Raw genomic sequence first — 20,723 nt, 5'->3', positions numbered from 1 at the left:
CTCAGTGCGAGATCACGATCACCGCGGCGTAATGCGTCGCGGCGGCGGCCAGCACATGGCCGTGCCAGATCGCGCGCGAGAAGGGGATGCGTTCGGTCTGGTAGAAGATCACGCCGACCGTATAGGTCAGCCCGCCCACGACCAGCAGGATCAGCGCGGGCAAGGGCAGGGCCACGATCAACGGCCACATCGCGATCATCCCGAGCCAGCCCATCGCCAGATAGAGCCAGAACCCCGTGCGCTCCGCGCGGTGGAAGAAGCCGAGCTTCATCACGATGCCGAAGGTCGCGAGCGTCCAGACCGTCGCGGTCAGCGCCCAGCCCGCGACCTCGCCGAGGCCGATCAGCGCCATCGGCGTGTATGTGCCTGCAATCAGTAGATAAATCGCCGCGTGGTCGAAGCGCCGCAACACCGCACGCGTCGGTGCATGCAGCGTCAGGTTATAGGCGGCCGAGAGCGAGAAAGAGGCGATCAGCCCCACCGAATAGACCGCAAGCGGCCAGACGCGCCCCGCAGGTGCTGCGAGCGAGGCCCAGACGATCAGCGCGCTGACGCCTGCCACGGCGAAAACGACGCCCAGAACATGGACGACGCCATCGGCGACATGTTCGCGAAAGCTGTGGCTCAATTGGTGGCGCGTCATCGTGGTGATCCCCTCGGTCATCCTTTCAAGATAGCAACGATGAGGCGATCTCCCAAGCCGTGACGGAAAAAACGCTGGGTCACGAAGGGGCGCTGCGCCCGCGCGCTGGCGTGCCCCCCATGAGGATATATGCGCAAACCCGAAGGCATTAACGAGAATTCAACTAATTCGCGGCGATAAACGAAGCACGGTACAGGCGGGGACGCCGATGACCGTCAAGACCGACGGCACCCGGCGCGACCGGTTCGGCCGCGCGTCGGGTGTTCCCATCGGGCTTGTTCAAATATCCCGGGGGTGAGGGCGAAGCCCGAGGGGGCAGAGCCCCCTCATTCTCTGACGTTTGCCGCGGTCCGGCGCCGGCGAGGGCAGCGCCCCCAGATATGCTCAGATGCCGTCGCCGACGAAGGCCTTCTCGACCACATATTCGCGGGGCTCGGAATTCGCGCCTTCGCGCAGGCCGAACCCTTCGAGCACCGCCATCACGTCCTTGTTGAAGGCGAGCGAGCCGCAGACCATCGCGCGGTCGGTCTCGGGGTTCATCGGCTCGAGGCCGAGATCCTTGAACACCTTGCCGTTCTCGAGATTGTCGGTGATCCGGCCCATATGGGGGGATTCCTCGCGGGTCGTGGTCGGGTAATATTTCAGCTTGCCCTCGACCATCTCGCCGATCAGCGGATCGTTGATCAGGTTCTCGACCAGCTGCCGGCCATATTCCAGTTCGGCGACGGTCCGGCAGGTATGCATCATGATGACCTCGTCGAACTTGTCGTACGTCTCGGGGTCGCGCATCAGCGAGGCGAAGGGCGCGATGCCGGTGCCGGTGGCGAGGAACCACACGCGCTTGCCGGGCAGCAGCGCGTCATGGACCAGCGTGCCCACGGGCTTCGGACGCAGGATGATCTGGTCGCCCACATTGATATGCTGCAGCTTCGAGGTCAGCGGGCCGTCGGGCACCTTGATCGAGTAGAATTCCAGCTCCTCGTCCCAGTTCGGCGAGGCGATGGAATAGGCGCGCAGCAGCGGTTTGCCATTGTCGCCCATCAGTCCGATCATCACGAATTCACCCGAGCGGAAGCGCAGGGATTGCGGCCGCGTCACGCGGAAGGAAAACAGCCGGTCCGTCCAGTGGGTCACTTCGGTCACGGTCTGCGCGTCGGGCAGGGTTTTCACCTTGGGGATCTCGGTCACGGCGCTCTCGTTCATTGTCATATCTCTCTCGGGCCGGGGCAGGCGCCTCGGTCTGGCAAATATGCAGATCGGATACAGCTTGCGTCAGCGCTGGCCCTTGATCTGGCTCAATTGCCGGTCACGGGTGGGGTTTATCGGATATCGGCTGCAGGCGAAAGCCTCAGCCGGCAAGCCGCGCGCGGTAGTCATGCGCGGCCCAGTCGGCGCGGAAGAGCCATTGCGCCTGCGGTTGGCGCTCGGCCAGCTCCGGTGGGATTTCGACCTCGTCAAAGCCGACGCGCCGCGCCATCGCGTATTGATCCGCGATCAGCGGGCCCGCCGCGCGCAGCCGGCCGGAATAGCCGAGCGCACGGATGCGGCGCGCCAGCGAGAAGCCACGCCCGTCCGAGAAGGTCGGGAACAGGACGCGGATCATCTCGGCGCCGTCGATCAGCGCGGGCAAGTATCCCGCATCGGTCTCCGGCGCGATATCGAGGCTCGCCCCGGTGAAGTCATCCTCGTGGAAGCCGTCGTCGCGAACGATCACGCTCATGCCACATTCTCCTTGTTCTCAATCACTTGGCCCTCACTGTTCACACGTACGGCCTTGCCGCCGATGAAGTGGATGCCGCATTCGGTCTTGGCGGCGCCGCGCCAGCGGCCCGCGCGTTCGTCCTCGCCCGGTTTCACAGGCGAGGTGCAGGGCGCGCAGCCGATCGAGGGATAGCCTTGCGCCACGAGCGGGTGGCGCGGCAGGCGGTTCTCGACCATGTAATCCTGCACATCCTGCTTGTCCCAATGGGCGAGCGGGTTGATCTTCATCCGCGCCTCGGTCTCGACCTCGAAGAAGTCGAGCGCCGCGCGCTGGCCGCCCTGAAAGCGTTTGCGCCCGGTGATCCAGGCGTCATAGCCCGAGAGCGCGTTTTCCAGCGGCACCGTCTTGCGCAGTGTGCAGCAAGCATCGGTGCTGTACTGGTGCAAAGTTCCATCCGGATCGTCGCGGGCGATCGCGGCCCGATCGGCCTGGATCACCTGGACATTCGTCAGGCCCAGCTTGTGCGCGACGTCGCGCTGATAGGCGAGCGTCTCAGGAAACAGCATCTGCGTGTCGATGAACAGCACCGGCGTGCCGGGCGCGATCACCGAGACCATATGCAAGAGCACCACCGACTCCGCCCCGAAGGAGGAGACCAGCGCGACTTCGCCCACGTCAGCGTCCCGCAACGCCCGCTCCATCACCGCGGTCGCGGCGTGGTGGCGGTAGCGTTCGTTCAGCCCGGCGACGCGCGTTGCGATATCCGGGCGATCATTGAGCGGCATGGCGTTGAGCCTCTGCATAGAGCGCCTCTTTGAACGGGTCCGGGCCAAGGCGACGCAGCGCTTCGAGGAAGCTCTCGGTCGCGTTTTCGCGCAGTTCGAGATAGGCACGCAGCAGACGCTCCAGCGCGGGGATCACCTCCGTATAGGCAAAGCCGGGGCCAGCGCGCTCGCCAAGCGCCATCGTCTCGGTCGCGTCGCCGCCAAGCGTGATCTGGTAGTTCTCCACGCCCGCGCGGTCGAGACCGAGGATGCCGATATGGCCCAGATGGTGGTGACCGCAGGCGTTGATGCAGCCCGAAATCTTGATCTTGAGCGCACCGATCTCCTGCTCCAGCCCGAGGTCGCGGAAATGGGTCGCGATCTGCTGTGCCAGCGGGATCGAGCGGGCCGTGGCCAGCGCGCAGTAATCCATGCCGGGGCAGGCGATGATATCCGAGGTCAGTCCGATATTCGCCGTGGCGAGGCCGCCTTTGCGCAGGGCCTCGAACAGCGCGGGCAGATCGGCCTTCGCGATATGCGGCAGGATCACGTTCTGCTCGTGGCTGATGCGCAGCTCCGACTGGCCGTAGCGTTCGGCAAGCTCCGCCAACAGGCGCATCTGGTCCGAGGTGGCATCGCCCGGAGGCGCGCCGTGATCCTTCAGGCTGACCGTGACGACTCCGTAATCGGGGTTGTGGTGGGGCGAGACCGAGCGTGCGGCCCAGTCGCGCAGTAGCGCATCGACATTGAGCGCGGCTTCGAAGCTCTCGCTCTCCCGCGCAGGCAAAACGGGCGGCGCGAATTGCGCCTTGAGATCTGCGAGGATCGCCTGATCGGCACCTTTGAAGGCCGCGCGGCGGGCCGGGAATTCGGCCTCGACCATCTCGGAAAACGTCTCGATTCCAAGCTCGTGCACGGTGATCTTGATGCGTGCCTTATACTTGTTGTCGCGCCGGCCTGCGAGGTTCCAGACCGCTACGATCGACTCCAGATAGGGCAGCAGATCGGCCACTGGCAGGAAGCTGCGCAGTTCCTTCGCGATCATCGGGGTGCGGCCCAGACCGCCGCCCACGAAGACCTGGAAACCGATCTCGCCATCGCGCTCGACCAGTTGCAGGCCGACATCGTGGCCGCGGATCGCGGCGCGGTCGGCGCGCGCGCCATTGATCGCGATCTTGAACTTGCGCGGCAGGAACTGGAATTCCGGATGGTCGGTGGACCATTGACGGATCAACTCCGCATAGGGGCGCGGATCGGCGATCTCGTCGGCGGCGGCGCCCGCAAAGGCGTCCGTCGTCGTGTTGCGGATCGCGTTGCCCGAGGTCTGGATCGCGTGCATGCCGACATCGGCCAGCGCGTCGATCATGTCCGGCACATCGACCAGCTTCGGCCAGTTGAACTGGATGTTCTGGCGCGTCGTGAAATGCCCATAGCCGCGATCCCAGACATCTGCGATCTTGGCGAGCTGGCGCATTTGCCGCGCGTTGATCGTGCCATAGGGGATCGCCACCCGCAGCATGTAGGCGTGCAGCTGCAGATAGAGCCCGTTCATCAGGCGCAGCGGCTTGAACTCGTCTTCGGTCAGGCTGCCGTCGAGGCGGCGCGCGACCTGATGGCGTAACTGCTCGGCGCGCGCGCGGACGGCGGCGCGGTCGAAATCGCTGGGTTGGAACATGGATCAGCTCCCGGGTAGCTCAATGGAAGGGCCGGAGGCGCGGAAGGCCTCGCGGAAATGCGCGGGCTCGGGGCCATTCGGGCCAAGCGTGGCGGGCGCGAGATAGGCGCCGACGACTTTGTCGGGCTGCGCATTGGCCAGATCGAGCCACATCTCGGCAATCACCGGATCGTCGAGGAAAGCGGCGTCGCTCAGGCGCAGAACCCATTGGCCCGCGTCGTTCATGTAGACGACATGGCCTTCGCGCAGATCGTTGGCGCTGATCACGCCGGGGATGAATTTCTTGCTCATAGCGCGACCTCCTTCAGGGCGATGCGGGCGTCGCGCGGGGCGAGGCCCAGCAGGATCACGGCGGGGCCCTTGGCCTCGGCGGTAACGGTGGGCAGGGTGGCGAGCGTCGCGGGGCGGATCACCTGATCGGCGCGCGAAGCGTTCTCGACCACGCAGGCCGGGGTCGCGGGGGAGGCGCCATGCATCATCAGGCGCCCTTGCACGTAGCGGGCCGCGCGCTTGCCCATGTAGATCGCCGCGACCGCGCCGGGACGAGCGAGCGCCGTCCAATCCTGTTCGGCGAGCCCGTCGGCGTCATGGCCGGTGAGCAGGCGCAGCTCGCGATTGCGGCCGCGTTCGGTCAAGCTCTGGCCAAGCGATGCGGCGGCGGCGGAAGCGGCGGTGATGCCCGGCAGCACGCGATAGGCGATTCCGGCCGCGTCGAGCGCGTCCAGCTCTTCGCCCAGCCGCCCGAACACACCCGGATCGCCGGATTTCAGGCGGAGCACCCGCTGACCCTCGCGCGCGAGGCGGACGATCAGGTCCGAGATGTCGCTTTGCTTCATCGAGGGGCCGAAACCGGTCTTGCCGGTCTCGATCAACTTCGCCTGCGGACCTGCAAGTGCGAGCACCTCGGCGCTCACCAGCGTGTCGTGCAGGATGACATCGGCGCACGTCATCTCGCGCAGCACCGCCACGGTCAGCAGGTCCGGGTCGCCCGGACCTGCGCCGGCAAGGGTCACCTGGGTCTGAGTTTCGAGAGTTTCCATGTCACGCTCCTCGTCTGCGTCTTGAGCGTTAATATAGGAAAATGTTCTCGTTTTTGGCTATAGGCCCTTGCCAATAAGGAAATTTGTTCCTTATGAATTTGATGGGAGTAACAATCTTCTTTCTATCGGAGGAAAATCGGAATGGCGGTGCAGATCGACGAGCTGGATCGGAAAATCCTCGCGGAGCTACAGGACGATGCGAGCCAGTCGCTCGACGAAATCGCGCGGAAAACAGGCTCTTCCAAGACCCCGGTCTGGAACCGGATTCGCAAATTGCGCACGGCGGGGGTGATCGGAAAGCAGACCGCGATCCTCGATCCCGAGGCGCTTGGGTTCGACGCATGCTTCTTCGTGCTGATCCGAACGTCCGAGCACGAGGCCGAATGGCAGGACAAGTTCCTCGCCACCCTGCGCGCGCGCCCCGAGGTGATGGAAGCGCACCGCCTTGCCGGCGATATCGACTACATCCTGAAAGTGCGGGTCGAGAATGCGCGCGCCTATGACCGCTTCTATCAGGCGCTGATCTCGGAAGTGAAAATTCACAACGTCACGGCGCTTCTGTCGATGGAAGAGCTGAAATCCACCACCGCACTGCCGCTGTGAGCGATCAGCGCTTGGTGTAGGTGGTCTCCAGCTTCTCCAGCCCGTGGAAATGGTAGAGATCGGCGTAATAGGGGCGGCGCGGCAGATCGAGCCCCTGTAGCCGCTCCATCAGAATCGGCAGGGCGAGTTTCAACTCCAGCCGGGCCAGCGGCGCGCCGATGCAGAAATGCGCCCCTGCGCCGAAACTGAAATTGATGCGCACCGGGCGGGACGGGTCGAAGGCGCTCGGATCGTCCCAAGCCGACGGGTCGCGGTTCGCACCGGCGAGTAGCAGCCCGATCCGTTCGCCTTTCCGCAGCATTTGCCCCTGAAACTCCATGTCCTCGTAGAGCCATCGCGTGAACAAGTGCAGCGGCGGATCGAAGCGCAGAAGTTCCTCTACCGTGCCGTCGATCCGCTCTGGCTCCAGCCAATGCGGCGCGACGGTCTGCTCGACGAGGGTCTTCACGCTGTTGCCGATCTGGTGGACGGTCGCCTCGTGACCCGCGTTCAGGAGCAGGATCACGGTGGAAATCAGCTCGTCGCGGCTCAGGTGAACGCCTTCCTCCTCGACCGCGATCAGTTCCGAGATCAGATCGTCGTCGGGCGTTTTGCGGCGAGTCTCGATCAGGTCCCCGAGATACTCCGCGAATTCCGCTGAGGCCCGCGCCGCGTCTTCTTCGAGGCTGATGTCGCGGCGGGCCTGATACATCTGCACCATCGCGTTCGACCACGCGAGAAGCTTGTCGGCATCCTTCTCCGGCACGCCCAGAAGCCGCGCAATCACGATCACCGGAAGGGGTTTCGCGAAATGCTCCAGCAGGTCGCAGCCGCCCTCGGGCAGTTCGTCGACCAGCCGGTGGCAGAGTGTCGCGATCTCGTCCTCCATGCCTGCGATCCGGCGCGGGGTGAAGGCCTTCGTCACCAGCTTGCGCAGGCGGGTGTGGGTCGGCGCCTCCAACTCCAGCATCGAATGACGTTCGATCGCATAGAAGGGCTCGAGATGCTTCGGAACCTCCACCGCGTGTTCTGGCGGGGCTTCGCGCCCCAACCGCCGGTCCCGCAGCGCCGCGCCGACGATCGCGGCGCGCGCAGTCACGTGAAACCCGTATTCGGGCCATTGAACGAGAGGCGCGCCTTGACGCACGCGGTCATAGAACGGGTAAGGGTTCTGCACGAAATCTGGGTCGAGCGGGGATTGGGAAAGGGTCTGCATCGGCGCTCCGTTTGGTCGGAGGCCAGATTGGGCAGAAGGCGCCGCGGGATGCAAGACCAAGCGAACACGCCGCCTTGCATTGCCGCGCCGTTGGTCGCAAGGAAAGGGCGGGAGAGTGCTGATGCTGGGCCGTGTCGCCATATTGCTCATCTGGATAGCGCTGACGCTTGCCGCCTCGATCGGGGTGTGGCGGGTCTCGGCGCGCGAGGGTCTGGCGCGGATCGAGGCGCAGGGACAGTCCGACCTGCGGCTGGCCTCGGATCGTCTGGTGGCGGCCCTTCTGCAGTTTCGCGAAGTGGCCGTTCTGGCCGCCGATCATCCCGACGTGGTCGCGCTGGCGGGGCGTTTTGCCGAAGGGGGCAAGGCGGTCGGCACGTGGCGCGATGACGCGGTGAGCCTGACCTTGCAGCGCTTGGCCGACCACGCGGGCGCGCGCGACATCTGGCTGATCGCGCCGGGAGGCACGGTGCTCGCGGGCCCTGCGGACAGTCCCGATCGGGTCACGATGAACCGGGCGCTGGCCCGCGCCGCGCAAGGCGCGACAGGGTCAGAACATTTCGTCGATCCCGATACCGGCGACCGGCTGTTCGTCTTCGCCGCCCCTGTCTTCGCCTCTGGCGGCCGCGTCTCGGGCATCGTGCTGCTGCGGCTGAATGCCGAGGATGTCGAGGCCGAGGGGCGCGGCAACCCGGTGCCCGTCTGGTTTACCGATGCCGACGGGGTGAGCTTCCTGACCAATCGGACCGATCTGGTGCTGTTGTCCGAACCGGGCGCACGCCCCGATCCCGCGACCTATCCGGCGGGCTCGCTCGCCGGGGTGCTTCACTTGCGCGAACGCAATCTGGCGGGCCATCGTCTGGTGTCGGGGGATGGCTCGCTCGCCGGTCCCGCGCTGGATGTGTCGCGCGAATTGCCGGTGATCCAGATGGAGGGTCACGCGCTCGCCGCCGCCGATCCGGTTCTGCGCGCGGCGCGGCTTGCCGCGCTCTCGACGGCGGCCGGGTTTCTGGCGGTGGGCGCGGTGATCTTCGCATTGTGGGAGCGCAGGCGCGCGTTGGCCGAAGCCAATGCCGCGCTTGAGGTTCGCGTGGCGGAGCGCACGGCGGAGCTGTCGACCGCGAACGAGGAATTGCGCCGCACGCAGGCCGAGCTGGTGCAGGCGGGCAAGCTTTCGGCGCTGGGGCAGATGTCGGCGGGGATCAGTCACGAGCTGAACCAGCCGCTGATGGCGATCTCGTCTTATGCAGAGAATGCTGAATTGCTGCTCGATCGCGGTCGGACTGAAGAGGCGGGCGAGACGCTCGGCAAGATCGGGGCGATGGCGCATCGCATGGCGCGCATCATCCGCAACCTGCGCGCCTTTGCGCGGCAAGAAAGCGAACCCGCGACCCGCGTGGGTCTCGCGGCGGTGGTGGAAAGCGCGCTCGAGATGCTCGACGAAAGGCTGAAGCGCGCGGGCGTCACCGTCGACTGGCAGCGTCCTGATTTCCCCGCGATCGTCATGGGTGGCGAGGTGCGGCTCAGTCAGGTCGTCATCAACCTGATCTCGAACGCGATCGAGGCGATGGAGGGCCAGCCCGAGCGCCGCCTGACGATCCGCATGGCGCGCACGGATGGCATGATCCGCCTCAGCCTGCGCGACACCGGACCGGGCATCCGCGACCCCGAGCGTATCTTCGATCCGTTCTACTCGACCAAGGAAGCCGGATCGGCAGAGGGGCTTGGCCTCGGCCTTTCGATCTCTTACGGGCTTGTGCAAGGGTTCGGAGGCAACCTGCGCGGCGAGAATGTTCCGGGGGGCGGGGCGCGCTTCACCATCGATCTGCGCGAAGCTGCGAGCCAACCCAGACCAACCGAGGTGGAGACATGATGCGCCGGGTTCTCTTTGTCGATGACGACCGCGCGGTGCGCGAGGCGCTAGGCCAGACGCTGGAACTGGCTGGGCTGAAGCCGACGCTCGCAGGCAGCTATATCGAAGCGAAGGACCATATCTCGACCGAGTTCGAGGGGATCGTGGTCACCGATATCCGGATGCCCGGGAAGGACGGGTTCGCGCTGCTGGACCTCGTGCAGAAGGCCGATGCGGAGCTGCCCGTCGTCCTGCTGACCGGCGAGGCCGATGTGCCGATGGCAGTGCGCGCGATGGCAGCGGGCGCGTTCGACTTTCTGGAAAAGCCTTGCGCAGGGAAAGACTTGCTGGCCGTCGTTGAGAAGGCTCTGGAAACGCGCGCGCGCGTGATGGAAGCGCGGTTCTCGCGGGCCGCCGGCAAGCGTGGCGATGCCGCGGCACGGATGCTGGTTGGCGACTCTCCGGTAGCGGAGGGCCTGCGCGAAGCGGCCCGTCGCGCGGCGCGCTCGGGCGCCGAGGTGCTGATCACCGGCGCGCCGGGTGCGGGCAATTCCAAGCTCGCCGAGGTGATCCATCTGCTCTCGACCAATGCGCGCCGTCCCTTCGTTAAACTCGCCGCGGCGGGCCTCGACGTGGAGGCGCTGGAGGCCGGTTTCGCGCAGGCCGAGGGCGGCACGCTTTACCTAGACGAGGTGGCCGACCTGCCGCGCCCGGCGCAATTCGCGCTGATCGAGCTCTTGGAGACCCGGCCTGCCACGCGCCTTATCGCGGGCACCTATCGCGACCTGCCAGGCGAGGCGCGGGCAGGGCGCTTCCACCCCGATCTCTACTGGCGGCTGGAGGCGTTGAAGGTGCGTATCCCCTCGCTCTCGGAACGCCCCGAGGACATTCCCGCGCTGTTTCGCCACTATGTCGCCACCGCCTGCGAACAGGCCAACCTGCGCGCGCCCGAAATCCCGGCCGAGATGACCGCACAGCTGATGGCCCGCGACTGGCCCGGCAATGCCCGCGCGCTTATGTCGGAGGCGATGCGCTTCGCGATGGGGCTGGAGGCGGGCGAGCCGCCGGCGGAGCTGGGCCTGTCCGAGCGGATGGCGGCGGTCGAGAAGTCGCTGCTGGCAGAGGCGCTGACCCGCTCGGGCGGCAACGCGACCGAGGCGGCCTCAGCGCTGAAATTGCCGCGCAAGACCTTCTACGACAAGCTCGCGCGCCACGGGCTGCGGCCCGACGATTACCGCGACTAGGGGCGGGCGAGGATTCGCACGCAGCCGCCTGTATCTGTGCGGGATTTCGCACACCCCTCGTCGGCGCGGGATCGGGGCTTTCTCGTAAGGCTTTGACTTAGATTGGTTAATTGGCCTTTTTACAAGAGCTTCACGAAACAGTTGATCGGATCTCTCGGCGCCTTTCTGCTTGCCCCGATGCCGGGGAGGACCGGCGTGACATGAATACCGGGAGGACATTATGAAGAAATTTACCGCCGCCGTTTCGGCGCTCGCCCTCATGGCTTCGGCCTCGGTCGCAATGGCCGATCCGACGGGCTGCGACGAAGGCGAAATGGTCATCAAGTTCAGCCACGTCACCAATACCGACAAGCACCCGAAAGGGATCGCGGCGGCGCTGTTCGCCAAGCGCGTGAACGAAGAGATGGACGGCAAGGCCTGCGTCGAAGTCTACCCGAACTCCACCCTCTACAACGATGATCAGGTGCTGGAAGCGATGCTGCAGGGCGACGTGCAGATGGCTGCGCCCTCGCTGTCGAAATTCGAGACCTTCACCAAGAAATACCGCATCTTCGATCTGCCCTTCATGTTCAAGAACATGGAAGCCGTGGACGAATTCCAGAATTCCGAAGTCGGCCAGTCGATGAAAGAGGCGATGGTGCGTCGCGGTCTGCTGGGCCTCGATTTCTGGCATAACGGCCTCAAGCAGTTCTCGGCCAACAAGCCGCTGCTGGTGCCGGGCGACGCCAAGGGTCTGAAGTTCCGCGTGCAGCCCTCCGACGTGCTGATCGCGCAGATGGAAGCGCTGGGGGCGTCGCCGCAGCCGATGGCCTTCTCGGAAGTCTATGGCGCGCTGCAGACCGGCGTGGTTGACGGGCAGGAGAACACTTGGTCGAACATCTACGGCCAGAAGTTCTACGAAGTGCAGGACGGCATCACCGAAACCAACCACGGCCTGCTCGACTACATGGTCGTGACCTCGGTCGACTGGTGGGACAGCCTCGATCCGGCGATGCGTGACCAGATCAAGTCGATCCTCGACGAGGTCACGCAGGAGCGCAACGCCGCCGTGAACCAGGTCAACGAAGAGAACCGTCAGGCGATCCTCGATGCCGGTGCGACGATCCGCGAACTGACGCCCGAGCAGCGCCAGCAATGGGTCGATGCGATGAAACCGGTCTGGGACCAGTTCAAGGATGACGTCGGTCAGGAAAACATCGACGCAGCGCAGGCGATCAACGCCAAGCACTGATCCGGAACGGACGGGCGACGGACCCCACCCGTCGCCCGATCTCACGGCGCGCGCGGCCCCCACATCACCCGCGCGCGCCACTTTCACCTCTCGACCTCAGACCGGAGTGAGCCATGAGCCAGCGCTATGAGCCGCGTAACGGGTTTTCGCGGGCGATCCACAACCTCGAGGAGACGCTGATCGCGTTGATCCTCGGCGTCATGACGGTGATCACCTTCGTCAATGTCGTACTGCGCTACGTCTTCAACTCCTCGCTGATCTGGGGGCTGGAGACGACGCTGATCCTGTTTGCCTGGCTGGTACTTCTGGGCATGAGCTACGCGGTGAAAGTGACCGCGCATCTGGGCGTCGATGCAATTATCAACATGCTGCGCCCCGGACCGCGCAAGGCCATGAGCCTCGTCGCGGCGGGCCTGTGCATTCTCTACGCGGTCCTGCTGCTGAAAGGGGCTTGGGATTACTGGGCGCCGTTCGCCGGGTTCGAGCAGACCTCGGGGCGCTGGTTCCCGACCGGCTTCCAGGAGACGCGCGACCGCGCCTTCTACGAGACCGACCAGGTACCGATCGCGGATTGGCTCGCCGTCTGGCTCGGCGACCGGTTCAACATGGGCGAGGCCTATGACAAGTTGCCGCGTTTCATCCCCTATCTGATCCTGCCGATCGGCGTGACGCTTTTGCTGATCCGCTTCGTACAGGCGGCGATCGGGGTCGCCACGGGCACGCGTGCGGCGCTGATCGTGAGCCACGAAGCCGAAGACCAAGTGGCCGACGTGGCCCATTTCAACAAGGGTGACTGAGGCATGGATATCCTGTTCCTTTTCGTGATGGTGATCGGCTTCATGCTGATCGGCGTGCCGATCGCGGTCTCTCTTGGCCTGGCCTCGACGCTGTTCCTGCTGATCTTTTCGGACGCCTCGCTCGCCTCCATCGCGCAGTCGCTCTACGACGCGATGGACAACCACGCGACGCTGCTGGCGATCCCGTTCTTCATCCTCGCCTCGAGCTTCATGTCGACCGGGGGGGTGGCGCAACGGATCATCCGCTTCGCCATCGCCGTGGTAGGGCACCTGCCGGGCGGACTGGCCATCGCGGGCGTATTCGCCTGTATGCTGTTCGCGGCGCTCTCGGGCTCGTCGCCTGCAACCGTGGTCGCCATCGGCTCCATCGTCATCGCGGCGATGCGTCAGGTGGGCTACTCCAAGGATTTCGCCGCTGGCGTTATTTGTAACGCCGGCACGCTCGGCATCCTGATCCCGCCGTCGATCGTGATGGTCGTCTATGCTTCGGCGACCGACGTGTCGGTGGGGCGGATGTTCCTTGCGGGCGTCATTCCGGGCCTTCTTGCGGGCGTGATGCTGATGGCCACGATCCTGTTCTTCGCGATCAAGCGCAACCTGCCGAAAGGCGAGTGGCAGGGCTGGGGCGAAGTCGCTGCAAGCTTCGTCGACGCGTTCTGGGGCCTGATGCTGATCGCGATCATCATGGTGGGCCTCTACGGTATCCCCGGCATCACGGGTGGTATCTTTACCCCGACCGAGGCCGCTGCCGTCGCCGCCGTCTATGCGTGGTTCGTCGCGAACTTCATCTATCGCGACATGGGCCCGCTCGACGAGGGCGAGCGAAAAACCTCACTTCTGAAGAAGCCGCAGGCACTGATCACCGCCATTTGGCACAAGGGCACGCGCGATACGCTGTTCGAGGCGGGCAAGCTGACAATCACACTGATGTTCATCATCGCCAACGCGCTGATCCTCAAGCACGTCCTGACCGACGAGCAAATTCCGCAGAAGATCACCGAGGCGCTCCTCGGCGCAGGTCTCGGCAAGATCATGTTCCTCGTGATCGTCAACGTCATCCTGCTGATCGGCGGGCAGTTCATGGAGCCTTCAGGCCTCATCCTGATCGTCGCCCCGCTGGTCTTCCCGATCGCGATGGAGCTGGGCGTCGATCCGATCCATCTCGGCATCATCATGGTTGTGAACATGGAGATCGGGATGATCACGCCGCCGGTGGGTCTGAACCTTTTCGTAACCTCAGGCGTGGCAGGAATGCCGATCATGCGGGTCGTGAAGGCGGCTGCGCCCTTCCTCGCCGTGCTCTTCGTCTTCCTGATCCTGGTCACCTACGTGCCGTTCCTGTCGACATGGCTGCCGACGATGGCGATGGGACCGGAGACGGTCGTGAAATAACCCGAGCGGGGCAGGGGCTACTTCCGGCCCGATGTCCCGCCATTCCAACTAGGCGCGCCCGTGGCATCCCCACGCGGCGCGCTTTTCTGTGGGGTCGGTCTAGGGGGCTCTGCCCCCGCGCTGCGCGCGCGCCCCGGGATATTTCCGCCAGGGCGAGAAAACTGGATATTCTTTCGGCTTGGCGCAAATATCCCGGGGTGAATTCGCGAATGCGAAGAGGGGCAGCGCCCCTGCCGCTCGTTCGGGACATGACGCCAGCGCAAAATAAAAGGGCGACCCGATCGGCCGCCCCTCCTGCTCTGGCTATCGCCTGATTTTATTTCTGTTCGGAACCCGTCGGAGCCGCAGCGGCTGCAGCAGCCTCGGAGGCCGGCGGCGCGAGCTTCGGCGTGCCCTGACCGGTCTGCAGCGGGTCGTCCTGACGCTGCACCGAGCCTTCGAAATGCGCGCCGCTCTCGATCGCGATGGTTTTGTGAATGATGTCGCCTTCGACGCGTGCGGTCGAGGTCAGGCGCACCTTCAGGCCGCGCACACGGCCCACGACGCGGCCATTGACCACGACGTCGTCTGCCATGATCTCACCCTTGATCGTGGCGCTTTCGCCGACGGTCAGCAGGTGGGCGCGGATGTCGCCTTCGACGGTGCCTTCGATCTGAATGTCGCCGGTCGTCTTGACGTTGCCGGTGATGGTCAGGTCCGAGGAGAGAACCGAGGGCGCGGGCTTGGAGCGCGGCGCGGAGCTCGGCGTGTAGTCGCTCGAGCTGGACGTGGGGCGGCTCGGAGCGGTCGCGCTTTCAGCGGATTTGGGCTTGTCGCCGTCGGCCTTGGGGCCCGGTTCATGGATTTTCGATTTAGAAAACATTCTTACCAGCCTTGATGAAGGTCATCGGGTTAATTGGCTTGCCTCCGAGCCGGACCTCGTAGTGCAGATGCGGTCCCGTGGAGTGTCCGGTATTGCCCATATCAGCAATCCACTCGCCTTGCGACACCTTTTGCCCGACTTTCACGTGGAATTTGTTCAGGTGACCGTAGCGGGTGGTGATGCCGAAGTCGTGGCGGATCTTGATGATGTTGCCGTAGCCGCGCTCGTGCTCGGCCGCGATCACGACGCCATCGGCGGGCGCGTAGACCTTGGTGCCGATCGGAGCCGCCATATCGACGCCCTCATGCATCCGGCCCCAGCGCCAACCGAAGGGCGAGGAGAACCGGAAATGCGCCTTCACGGGCATCGAGAGCGGCAGCTTGTCGACGGCGATGCGATACATGTTCATCTCGTCGAGCTTGCGCAGGATGTTCTCGGCGCGGGCGGTATCGCCGTCGAGATCGGCTGTGCCCTTGGTCGAGAGCGAGATCGGCGAGAGCGGCCCGCCGGTGCCCGAATAGCCGCGCTTGATCTCCTTGAGGACGTGATCGGGGTCCATGCCGGCCTGCTTGAACACCTTGTCGAGCGGCTCCATCGAGATTTTCACGGCGCCTTCGAGCGTGGTGAAGATCTCGTCGTTGCGCTGTTCGAGAAGCCGCTTCTGCAGCGCGATCTTGTCCATCTGCAGCTGCGCCGTCTTGGCGTCGGCATTCGCTGTGTCGCGTTCCTTGGCTGTCTCTCCGAGTGCGCTGGTCAGCATGTCGACCGTTTTCGCCATGTCCTCCGCGCGGGCTGCCGGGGTGGGGCCGGCATCGGGGCCTTTGCCCTCGGCCTTGGCGAGTGCGAGGCGGGCGTTGTCGCGCTCTTCCATGGTGCGGCGCAGGGTCGCCTGAATCACGCCGATCCCGGTTTCCAGCTCGCGCTTGCGCTCTTCCGAGGCGAGCAGCGTGGATTGCATCTTCGAGACCTGCTCGAGGGCGGTCTGGAAGCGGTCTTGAGCGGCGAGAGCTTCGGCCGCGCGGGCGTCGCGCTCTTGCGAGAGCGCGTCGAGGCGTCGCTCGAAAGCGATTTTCGCAACCTTGTCGTTCTGCGCGGCCCCGCCAGAGGAAATCCCGTCGATGAAGAGCATCGAGGTCGCGACCATCGACCACACGAATACGCCAGCGCCAATCGCCAAGACGCTCGCCTGCGTGAGGGGGCGCAGTCGGACGAACCGCGTGGCGCTGTCTGATTTCAGAAACAGCCGCTGTTCGGGCAGGATGCGCTCGAGACGGGTGTTCAGGCGGTCGAGAATGCGTCTAGGCAAGCCGGTCGGTCCTGTGTTTGTTTCGGATCAAGGGCGACCACGAAGGGGCCGCGCGTCGCTCGCGGCGGTGCACCCGTCCTGCTTGTGGATAAGTCCTCCGCCCTTGGCCAAAGGGATTACCAAGGGGGGCAGGTCCGGGCAACCTCTTTCCCGGGCACATTCGGTCACGGTTCCCTCGCGCGCGCGGTATGAGCGGTTTCTTGCCCAAAAGACGGGACTTCCCGGCGGTTTAGGTCCTGCCGGTCATGCGGGCGTCACGTTGGTGTGATCCGCGCTTGCCGCTGGCGGTCGCCGTGCGACGGGCGCCGCGTCGCGAGGGTGGACGCCCGGGAAAGCGCCTTTTCGGGGTTTCGATCAGCCGAGGTCTCGGACGGCGCCGAGCACCTCTTCTGCGTGGCCTTTGACCTTCACCTTCGGCCAGACCTTCGCCACCTTGCCGTCTGCGTCGATAAGGAAGGTCGCGCGAACGATGCCCCAGAAGGTCTTGCCATACATCGATTTTTCGGCCCAGACACCGTAAGCTTCGCAGGTTTCCGCATCATCGTCGGAGGCCAGATATATGCCCAGGTCATGCTTGGCGCAGAAATTCTCGTGCTTCTTCAGGCTGTCCTTGGAGATGCCGACAACGACCGCGCCTGCGGCGGCGAAATCCGGGCCGAGCCGGGTGAAATCGAGCGCCTCGGTGGTGCAGCCGGGCGTGTTGTCCTTGGGATAGAAATACAGCACGACCGGACGGCCGGCGAAGGCCGACAGCGTCAGGTTGCCCTCCTCCGTGATCGGATTTCCGAGTGTTTCGAAGCTTTTGCCACCCGTGGCGGGCAGAGTGAAGTCCGGCGCTTTTTCGCCTGTCTCGATCATTGGGGAACCTCCTTGCAAGTTCGGGGCTTACTTTCCACGCCCGCTTGCGCGAGACTTAACCACGAGGCAGGAGACCCGGGCAAGACCGCGCGCGGTGGGCCCGGCAGATGAGACGGGGTCGGCACGCGCCGCTTCCGAGGGAGAAACGGCCCCGAGCCAACGGGCGCAAGACGAACGGTATGGAGAGAGAGCGTCCCGATAGCCGCGAAACGTCTGGCACGCCCGATAGGGCGGGCAAAGCGTCGACGGGCGATGCCGAGAAGGTCGCCACCGGGGCGGAAACGTCGGCAGGTCGCGGCCGCAGGGCGCGCACCGGGCTCTTGCTGGTTCTCAGCTTCCTGTTTCTCGGAGTCGTGGCCGCCGGGGCCTTTCTCGTCATCACGCATCGCGCGGTCGCCGTACCGCAATGGGTTGTTTCCCGCATCGAGACACGCGCCAATGACGCGTTGCAGGGGCAGATGCGGGTTCGGCTATCCGGCGGGATCGATCTCTATATCGATGACGGGATCCGGCCCAGGATCCGGCTGAACACGGTGCGGCTCGAGCGGCCTTCGGGCCTGCCGATCGCGGTGTTGCCCGAGCTGCGCATGACGCTCTGGGCGGAGCCGCTGCTGCGCGGGCGGGTGGAGCCGCGTTCGTTCCGGCTGCGCGGAGCGAGCCTTTCGCTGCATCGCCTGCCCGACGGCAAGCTCGATCTCGATTTCGGCGGCGGCAATCGCTTCGCCAATATCGACCTGAACAATGCCTCCGATCTCATTGAGACCTTTGAAAAAACGCTCGAGGTTCCAGCGCTGTCCAAGCTGCAGCAGATCAGCGCCGAAGACCTGCAACTCCGGCTGATGGACGAGCGTCTCGACCGGCTCTGGAAGGTCAGCGACGGCAGGTTCAAACTGACGCAGAGCGATAGCGAAATCTCTGTCGCGCTTGGCTTCGATCTGGGTAGTGGTCGGGCGAAGCCGGCGCAGGTCGCGCTGTCGATGACCACGCAGAAGGCCAGCCGCGAAGCGAGTTTCGGGGCTGCCGTGACCGCGCTTCCGGCGCGCGATCTCGCGATGCAGGCGCCGGCGCTCGTGGCGCTCGGCGTGCTCGATGCGCCGATCTCGGGGGCGCTGCGCTCCGGGCTGAACGACAAGGGCGAACTGACCGGGATGAACGCGATGCTCGAGATCGGGCGCGGCGCGATCCGGCCCAACGAGGGCGTGAAGCCGATCCCGATCGAGAACGGCAAGCTCTATCTCAGCTATGATCCGAAGCGGCAGCGCGTCGAGGTCTCGACGCTTTCGCTCAACAGCAGGGCATTGCGGCTGCGGGCGGCAGGCCACACCTATCTGCGCGATCTCGAGGGCGGCGTGCCGAAGGAGATCCTCGGCCAGATCGCGATTTCCGATCTGCAGCTCGACCCGGCGGGTCTGTTCGAGAGCCCTGTGCAATTCGCGCAAGGCGCGGTCGACTTCCGGCTCAACCTTGATCCGTTCCGCGTCGATATCGGGCAGCTGGAGCTGAACGATCAGGGCGACACAACGATTTCGGCGCGCGGCAAGGTCAGCGCCGAGAAGGACGGTTGGAAAGTCGCGCTCGATGCCGGGATCGACCAGATCGACCAGACCAAGCTGCTCGCGCTCTGGCCGCCGGCGGTGGTGCCGAAGACCCGCGAATGGCTCGAGAAGAACGTGACCACCGGCCAACTGCGCAATGCCCGCGTCGCGCTGCGGCTGGTGCCGGGGGCGCAGCCGAAACTGGCGCTTGGCTACGAGTTCCGGGGCGCGGATGTGCGGATCATCAACACCTTGCCGCCCGTTCAGCAGGGCCGAGGCTTCGCCACGATCATCGACACGCGTCAGGCGCTCAAGGTCGAGGAGGGGCATGTGACCGCGCCGTCGGGCGGCCGGATCGAGGTGACGGGCTCGTCGCTCATCGTGCCCGATATCCGCATCAAACCAGCCCCGGCGGAGGTCACGCTGATGACCCGCTCGCCGATCCCGGCGGCGCTGTCGCTGCTCGATCAGCCGCCTTTCGAGTTTCTCAGCAAGGCAGGCATGAGCACCGATATCGCGCAGGGTTGGGCCGAGGCGCGTTCGGTAATCCGGCTACCGCTTAAACCCAAGGTGCCGCAGGACGAGATCGGTTTCGATGTCACCGCCCGGCTGACCGAGGTGAAGACCGACACGCTGGTGCCCAACCGGACGCTGCGGGCCGATTTGCTGACGCTGAAGGCCGATCCCAAGGGGATGACGATTTCCGGCAAGGGGACACTGTCCGGTGTCGGGTTCGATGCAGCCTGGACGCAGAAATTCGGGCCGGAGCACAAGGGCCGCTCGGAGGTTGCAGGCACGGTCGATGTAAGCGCTGACGGGCTGGATCGTCTTGGGATTGCCTTGCCGAACGGTATGGTGGGCGGCGCGGGCAAAGGCCGTATCGCGCTCGATCTGCGCAAGGATCAGCCGACCGCCTTCACCTTCACCAGTGCGCTGCAGGGGGTGCGGTTGTCGATCCCGGAAATCGGGTGGAGCAAACCTGCGGGCAGCGCGGGCGATCTGAAGATTTCCGGCACGCTCGGCGCGCCACCCGATATCGACAGCTTGTCGCTGAGCGCGGCGGGGCTGAAGGCGCAGGGCGGGATCACGCTGAACAAGGGCGGCGGGCTGAACCGGGCGCGGTTCTCGCGCCTCAGCGTCGGCAACTGGTTCGACGGTAGCGTCGATCTGATAGGCCAGGGCAAGGCGCGCCCGCCGAAGGTGAATGTCACCTCCGGCGATCTGAACCTCGCACAGGCGGATCTGGGCGGCAGCGGCGGGGCCGGCGCAGGCGGTGGGGGCAGCACGTCGATTAATGCAGCCCTCGACCGGGTGCAGATAACGGACGGCATCGCGCTCACCGGGTTTCGCGGCGATTTCAGTACGCGGGGCGGTCTGTCGGGCCGGTTCCAGGGACAGTTGAACGGCAGCGCGCCGATCGACGGCACGGTGATCCCCGCCGCGGGCGGGCGCGTCGCAGTCCGGGCGCAAACGCAAGATGCGGGACAGGCGCTGGCGGCAACCGGAATATTCACCAAGGCGCGCGGCGGGCAGGGCACGCTGGTGCTGACGCCGGTTGGGCAGAAAAGCTATGACGGCAAGCTCACCGTCGCGAACCTGCGGGTGAAGGACGCGCCGGTTCTGGCCTCGCTGCTGTCGGCGGCCTCGGGCGTAGGGCTGCTGGAACAGCTGAGCGGCGAGGGCATCCTGTTCAGTTCCGTCGATGGCGCCTTCCGCTTGACGCCCAACGGGGTGAGTGTCACACGGGGCGCCGCCGTAGGGGCCTCCATGGGGGTGACGATGACGGGCAACTACTACCCGCAATCGAAGACGCTGAACATGAAGGGCGTGATCTCGCCTTTCTATCTCGTGAACGGGATCGGTCAGGTCATCTCGAAGGCGGGGGAAGGGCTCTTCGGCTTCAACTACTCTCTGCGCGGAAGCGCCGACGCGCCGAAGGTCTCGATCAACCCGCTGTCGGTTCTGGCGCCCGGCGGATTGCGTGAGCTGTTCCGGGCGGCGCCGCCCAAGGTGCTGAGCGAATAAGG

Annotated in this window: 18 protein-coding genes; 7 read left to right on the top strand and 11 right to left on the bottom strand. The window is 65.2% G+C overall.

All coding sequences use genetic code 11. The features are described 5' to 3' along the window. Nucleotide 1: 1 nt before the first annotated feature. From B6V74_RS01080 to cobA, 7 genes are all read right to left on the bottom strand, one after another. Nucleotides 2–643 carry a hemolysin III family protein gene (locus B6V74_RS01080; protein ID WP_088722165.1) on the bottom strand — a complete coding sequence of 214 codons (642 nt, stop codon included), beginning with the start codon at nucleotides 641–643 and terminating at the stop codon, nucleotides 2–4. Nucleotides 644–1,027: 384 nt separating this feature from the next. Continuing rightward, the gene (locus B6V74_RS01075) at nucleotides 1,028–1,846 is read right to left on the bottom strand and encodes a ferredoxin--NADP reductase (protein WP_088719387.1); all 819 of its coding nucleotides are present in this window, start codon (nucleotides 1,844–1,846) and stop codon (nucleotides 1,028–1,030) included. A 145-nt stretch (nucleotides 1,847–1,991) separates the two neighbouring features. Then, a complete protein-coding gene (locus B6V74_RS01070; RefSeq protein WP_075774574.1) occupies nucleotides 1,992–2,363 on the bottom strand; it encodes a DUF934 domain-containing protein in 372 nt (123 codons plus the stop codon). Next, the gene (locus tag B6V74_RS01065; RefSeq protein ID WP_075774740.1) at nucleotides 2,360–3,130 is read right to left on the bottom strand and encodes a phosphoadenylyl-sulfate reductase; all 771 of its coding nucleotides are present in this window, start codon (nucleotides 3,128–3,130) and stop codon (nucleotides 2,360–2,362) included. Before B6V74_RS01065 ends, B6V74_RS01070 begins: the two co-directional genes overlap by 4 nt. Further along, a complete protein-coding gene (locus tag B6V74_RS01060; RefSeq protein ID WP_088721732.1) occupies nucleotides 3,117–4,784 on the bottom strand; it encodes a nitrite/sulfite reductase in 1,668 nt (555 codons plus the stop codon). Before B6V74_RS01060 ends, B6V74_RS01065 begins: the two co-directional genes overlap by 14 nt. A 3-nt stretch (nucleotides 4,785–4,787) precedes the next feature. After that, nucleotides 4,788–5,075, bottom strand: a complete 288-nt coding sequence (locus B6V74_RS01055) for a DUF2849 domain-containing protein (protein ID WP_075774576.1) — start codon at nucleotides 5,073–5,075, stop codon at nucleotides 4,788–4,790. Then, nucleotides 5,072–5,824, bottom strand: coding sequence for a uroporphyrinogen-III C-methyltransferase (cobA, locus tag B6V74_RS01050; protein WP_075774577.1), 753 nt, complete (start codon nucleotides 5,822–5,824; stop codon nucleotides 5,072–5,074). The genes B6V74_RS01055 and cobA overlap by 4 nt, the downstream gene beginning before the upstream one ends. A 141-nt stretch (nucleotides 5,825–5,965) precedes the next feature. Here cobA and B6V74_RS01045 point away from each other — a divergent pair, with 141 nt between their 5' ends. Next, on the top strand, nucleotides 5,966–6,427 hold the full coding sequence (locus tag B6V74_RS01045; RefSeq protein WP_075774578.1) for an Lrp/AsnC family transcriptional regulator: 462 nt from the start codon (nucleotides 5,966–5,968) through the stop codon (nucleotides 6,425–6,427). Between the two features lie 4 nt (nucleotides 6,428–6,431). Here the strand turns inward: B6V74_RS01045 and B6V74_RS01040 are convergent, their stop codons facing one another. Continuing rightward, complete coding sequence (locus tag B6V74_RS01040; protein ID WP_088721731.1) at nucleotides 6,432–7,622, bottom strand: cytochrome P450; 1,191 nt, start codon at nucleotides 7,620–7,622, stop codon at nucleotides 6,432–6,434. A gap of 121 nt (nucleotides 7,623–7,743) precedes the next feature. Between B6V74_RS01040 and B6V74_RS01035 the strand changes: the two genes are divergently transcribed. The 5 genes from B6V74_RS01035 to B6V74_RS01015 all read left to right on the top strand — a co-directional run bounded on the left by B6V74_RS01035 (nucleotide 7,744) and on the right by B6V74_RS01015 (nucleotide 14,135). Next, nucleotides 7,744–9,492 carry an ATP-binding protein gene (locus B6V74_RS01035; RefSeq protein WP_088721730.1) on the top strand — a complete coding sequence of 583 codons (1,749 nt, stop codon included), beginning with the start codon at nucleotides 7,744–7,746 and terminating at the stop codon, nucleotides 9,490–9,492. Continuing rightward, complete coding sequence (locus tag B6V74_RS01030; protein ID WP_088721729.1) at nucleotides 9,489–10,715, top strand: sigma-54 dependent transcriptional regulator; 1,227 nt, start codon at nucleotides 9,489–9,491, stop codon at nucleotides 10,713–10,715. Before B6V74_RS01035 ends, B6V74_RS01030 begins: the two co-directional genes overlap by 4 nt. A gap of 220 nt (nucleotides 10,716–10,935) precedes the next feature. After that, nucleotides 10,936–11,946 carry a TRAP transporter substrate-binding protein gene (locus B6V74_RS01025; protein WP_075774582.1) on the top strand — a complete coding sequence of 337 codons (1,011 nt, stop codon included), beginning with the start codon at nucleotides 10,936–10,938 and terminating at the stop codon, nucleotides 11,944–11,946. Nucleotides 11,947–12,059: 113 nt separating this feature from the next. Next, the gene (locus B6V74_RS01020) at nucleotides 12,060–12,743 is read left to right on the top strand and encodes a TRAP transporter small permease (protein WP_075774583.1); all 684 of its coding nucleotides are present in this window, start codon (nucleotides 12,060–12,062) and stop codon (nucleotides 12,741–12,743) included. Between the two features lie 3 nt (nucleotides 12,744–12,746). Beyond that, nucleotides 12,747–14,135 (top strand): TRAP transporter large permease subunit, encoded by a 1,389-nt coding sequence (locus B6V74_RS01015; RefSeq protein ID WP_075774584.1) that lies wholly within the window; start codon nucleotides 12,747–12,749, stop codon nucleotides 14,133–14,135. A gap of 316 nt (nucleotides 14,136–14,451) precedes the next feature. On the opposite strand, the gene B6V74_RS01010 is transcribed toward B6V74_RS01015, so the two are convergent. The 3 genes from B6V74_RS01010 to B6V74_RS01000 form a co-directional block, all read right to left on the bottom strand. Next, nucleotides 14,452–14,997: a polymer-forming cytoskeletal protein gene (locus tag B6V74_RS01010; RefSeq protein WP_075774585.1), complete on the bottom strand. Its 546-nt coding sequence runs from the start codon at nucleotides 14,995–14,997 to the stop codon at nucleotides 14,452–14,454. Continuing rightward, complete coding sequence (locus B6V74_RS01005; RefSeq protein WP_088718836.1) at nucleotides 14,987–16,303, bottom strand: M23 family metallopeptidase; 1,317 nt, start codon at nucleotides 16,301–16,303, stop codon at nucleotides 14,987–14,989. Before B6V74_RS01005 ends, B6V74_RS01010 begins: the two co-directional genes overlap by 11 nt. Before the next feature lie 354 nt (nucleotides 16,304–16,657). Continuing rightward, entirely contained in the window at nucleotides 16,658–17,161 is a 504-nt protein-coding gene (locus B6V74_RS01000; RefSeq protein WP_088721728.1) for a peroxiredoxin, read from the bottom strand. Nucleotides 17,162–17,340: 179 nt separating this feature from the next. On the opposite strand from B6V74_RS01000, the gene B6V74_RS00995 reads away from it, so the two are divergent. Further along, entirely contained in the window at nucleotides 17,341–20,721 is a 3,381-nt protein-coding gene (locus B6V74_RS00995; protein WP_168184162.1) for an AsmA-like C-terminal region-containing protein, read from the top strand. Nucleotides 20,722–20,723 lie beyond the last annotated feature (2 nt).

It is taken from the genome of Thioclava sp. F42-5 (genome assembly GCF_002213195.1).
Taxonomy (GTDB): Bacteria; Pseudomonadota; Alphaproteobacteria; order Rhodobacterales; family Rhodobacteraceae; genus Thioclava; species Thioclava nitratireducens.
This window is presented reverse-complemented; position numbering and strand designations above follow the sequence as displayed.

Bases quoted from the DNA above. Each gene is read 5' to 3' on its own strand.
- B6V74_RS01065 (WP_075774740.1), bottom strand. From the start codon at position 3,130: ATGCCGCTCAATGATCGCCCGGATATCGCAACGCGCGTCGCCGGGCTG.
- B6V74_RS01035 (WP_088721730.1), top strand. From the start codon at position 7,744: ATGCTGGGCCGTGTCGCCATATTGCTCATCTGGATAGCGCTGACGCTT.
- B6V74_RS01025 (WP_075774582.1), top strand. From the start codon at position 10,936: ATGAAGAAATTTACCGCCGCCGTTTCGGCGCTCGCCCTCATGGCTTCG.
- B6V74_RS01080 (WP_088722165.1), bottom strand. From the start codon at position 643: ATGACGCGCCACCAATTGAGCCACAGCTTTCGCGAACATGTCGCCGAT.
- B6V74_RS01015 (WP_075774584.1), top strand. From the start codon at position 12,747: ATGGATATCCTGTTCCTTTTCGTGATGGTGATCGGCTTCATGCTGATC.
- B6V74_RS01000 (WP_088721728.1), bottom strand. From the start codon at position 17,161: ATGATCGAGACAGGCGAAAAAGCGCCGGACTTCACTCTGCCCGCCACG.
- B6V74_RS00995 (WP_168184162.1), top strand. From the start codon at position 17,341: ATGGAGAGAGAGCGTCCCGATAGCCGCGAAACGTCTGGCACGCCCGAT.
- B6V74_RS01055 (WP_075774576.1), bottom strand. From the start codon at position 5,075: ATGAGCAAGAAATTCATCCCCGGCGTGATCAGCGCCAACGATCTGCGC.
- cobA (WP_075774577.1), bottom strand. From the start codon at position 5,824: ATGGAAACTCTCGAAACTCAGACCCAGGTGACCCTTGCCGGCGCAGGT.
- B6V74_RS01075 (WP_088719387.1), bottom strand. From the start codon at position 1,846: ATGAACGAGAGCGCCGTGACCGAGATCCCCAAGGTGAAAACCCTGCCC.
- B6V74_RS01060 (WP_088721732.1), bottom strand. From the start codon at position 4,784: ATGTTCCAACCCAGCGATTTCGACCGCGCCGCCGTCCGCGCGCGCGCC.
- B6V74_RS01030 (WP_088721729.1), top strand. From the start codon at position 9,489: ATGATGCGCCGGGTTCTCTTTGTCGATGACGACCGCGCGGTGCGCGAG.
- B6V74_RS01070 (WP_075774574.1), bottom strand. From the start codon at position 2,363: ATGAGCGTGATCGTTCGCGACGACGGCTTCCACGAGGATGACTTCACC.
- B6V74_RS01020 (WP_075774583.1), top strand. From the start codon at position 12,060: ATGAGCCAGCGCTATGAGCCGCGTAACGGGTTTTCGCGGGCGATCCAC.
- B6V74_RS01045 (WP_075774578.1), top strand. From the start codon at position 5,966: ATGGCGGTGCAGATCGACGAGCTGGATCGGAAAATCCTCGCGGAGCTA.
- B6V74_RS01010 (WP_075774585.1), bottom strand. From the start codon at position 14,997: ATGTTTTCTAAATCGAAAATCCATGAACCGGGCCCCAAGGCCGACGGC.
- B6V74_RS01040 (WP_088721731.1), bottom strand. From the start codon at position 7,622: ATGCAGACCCTTTCCCAATCCCCGCTCGACCCAGATTTCGTGCAGAAC.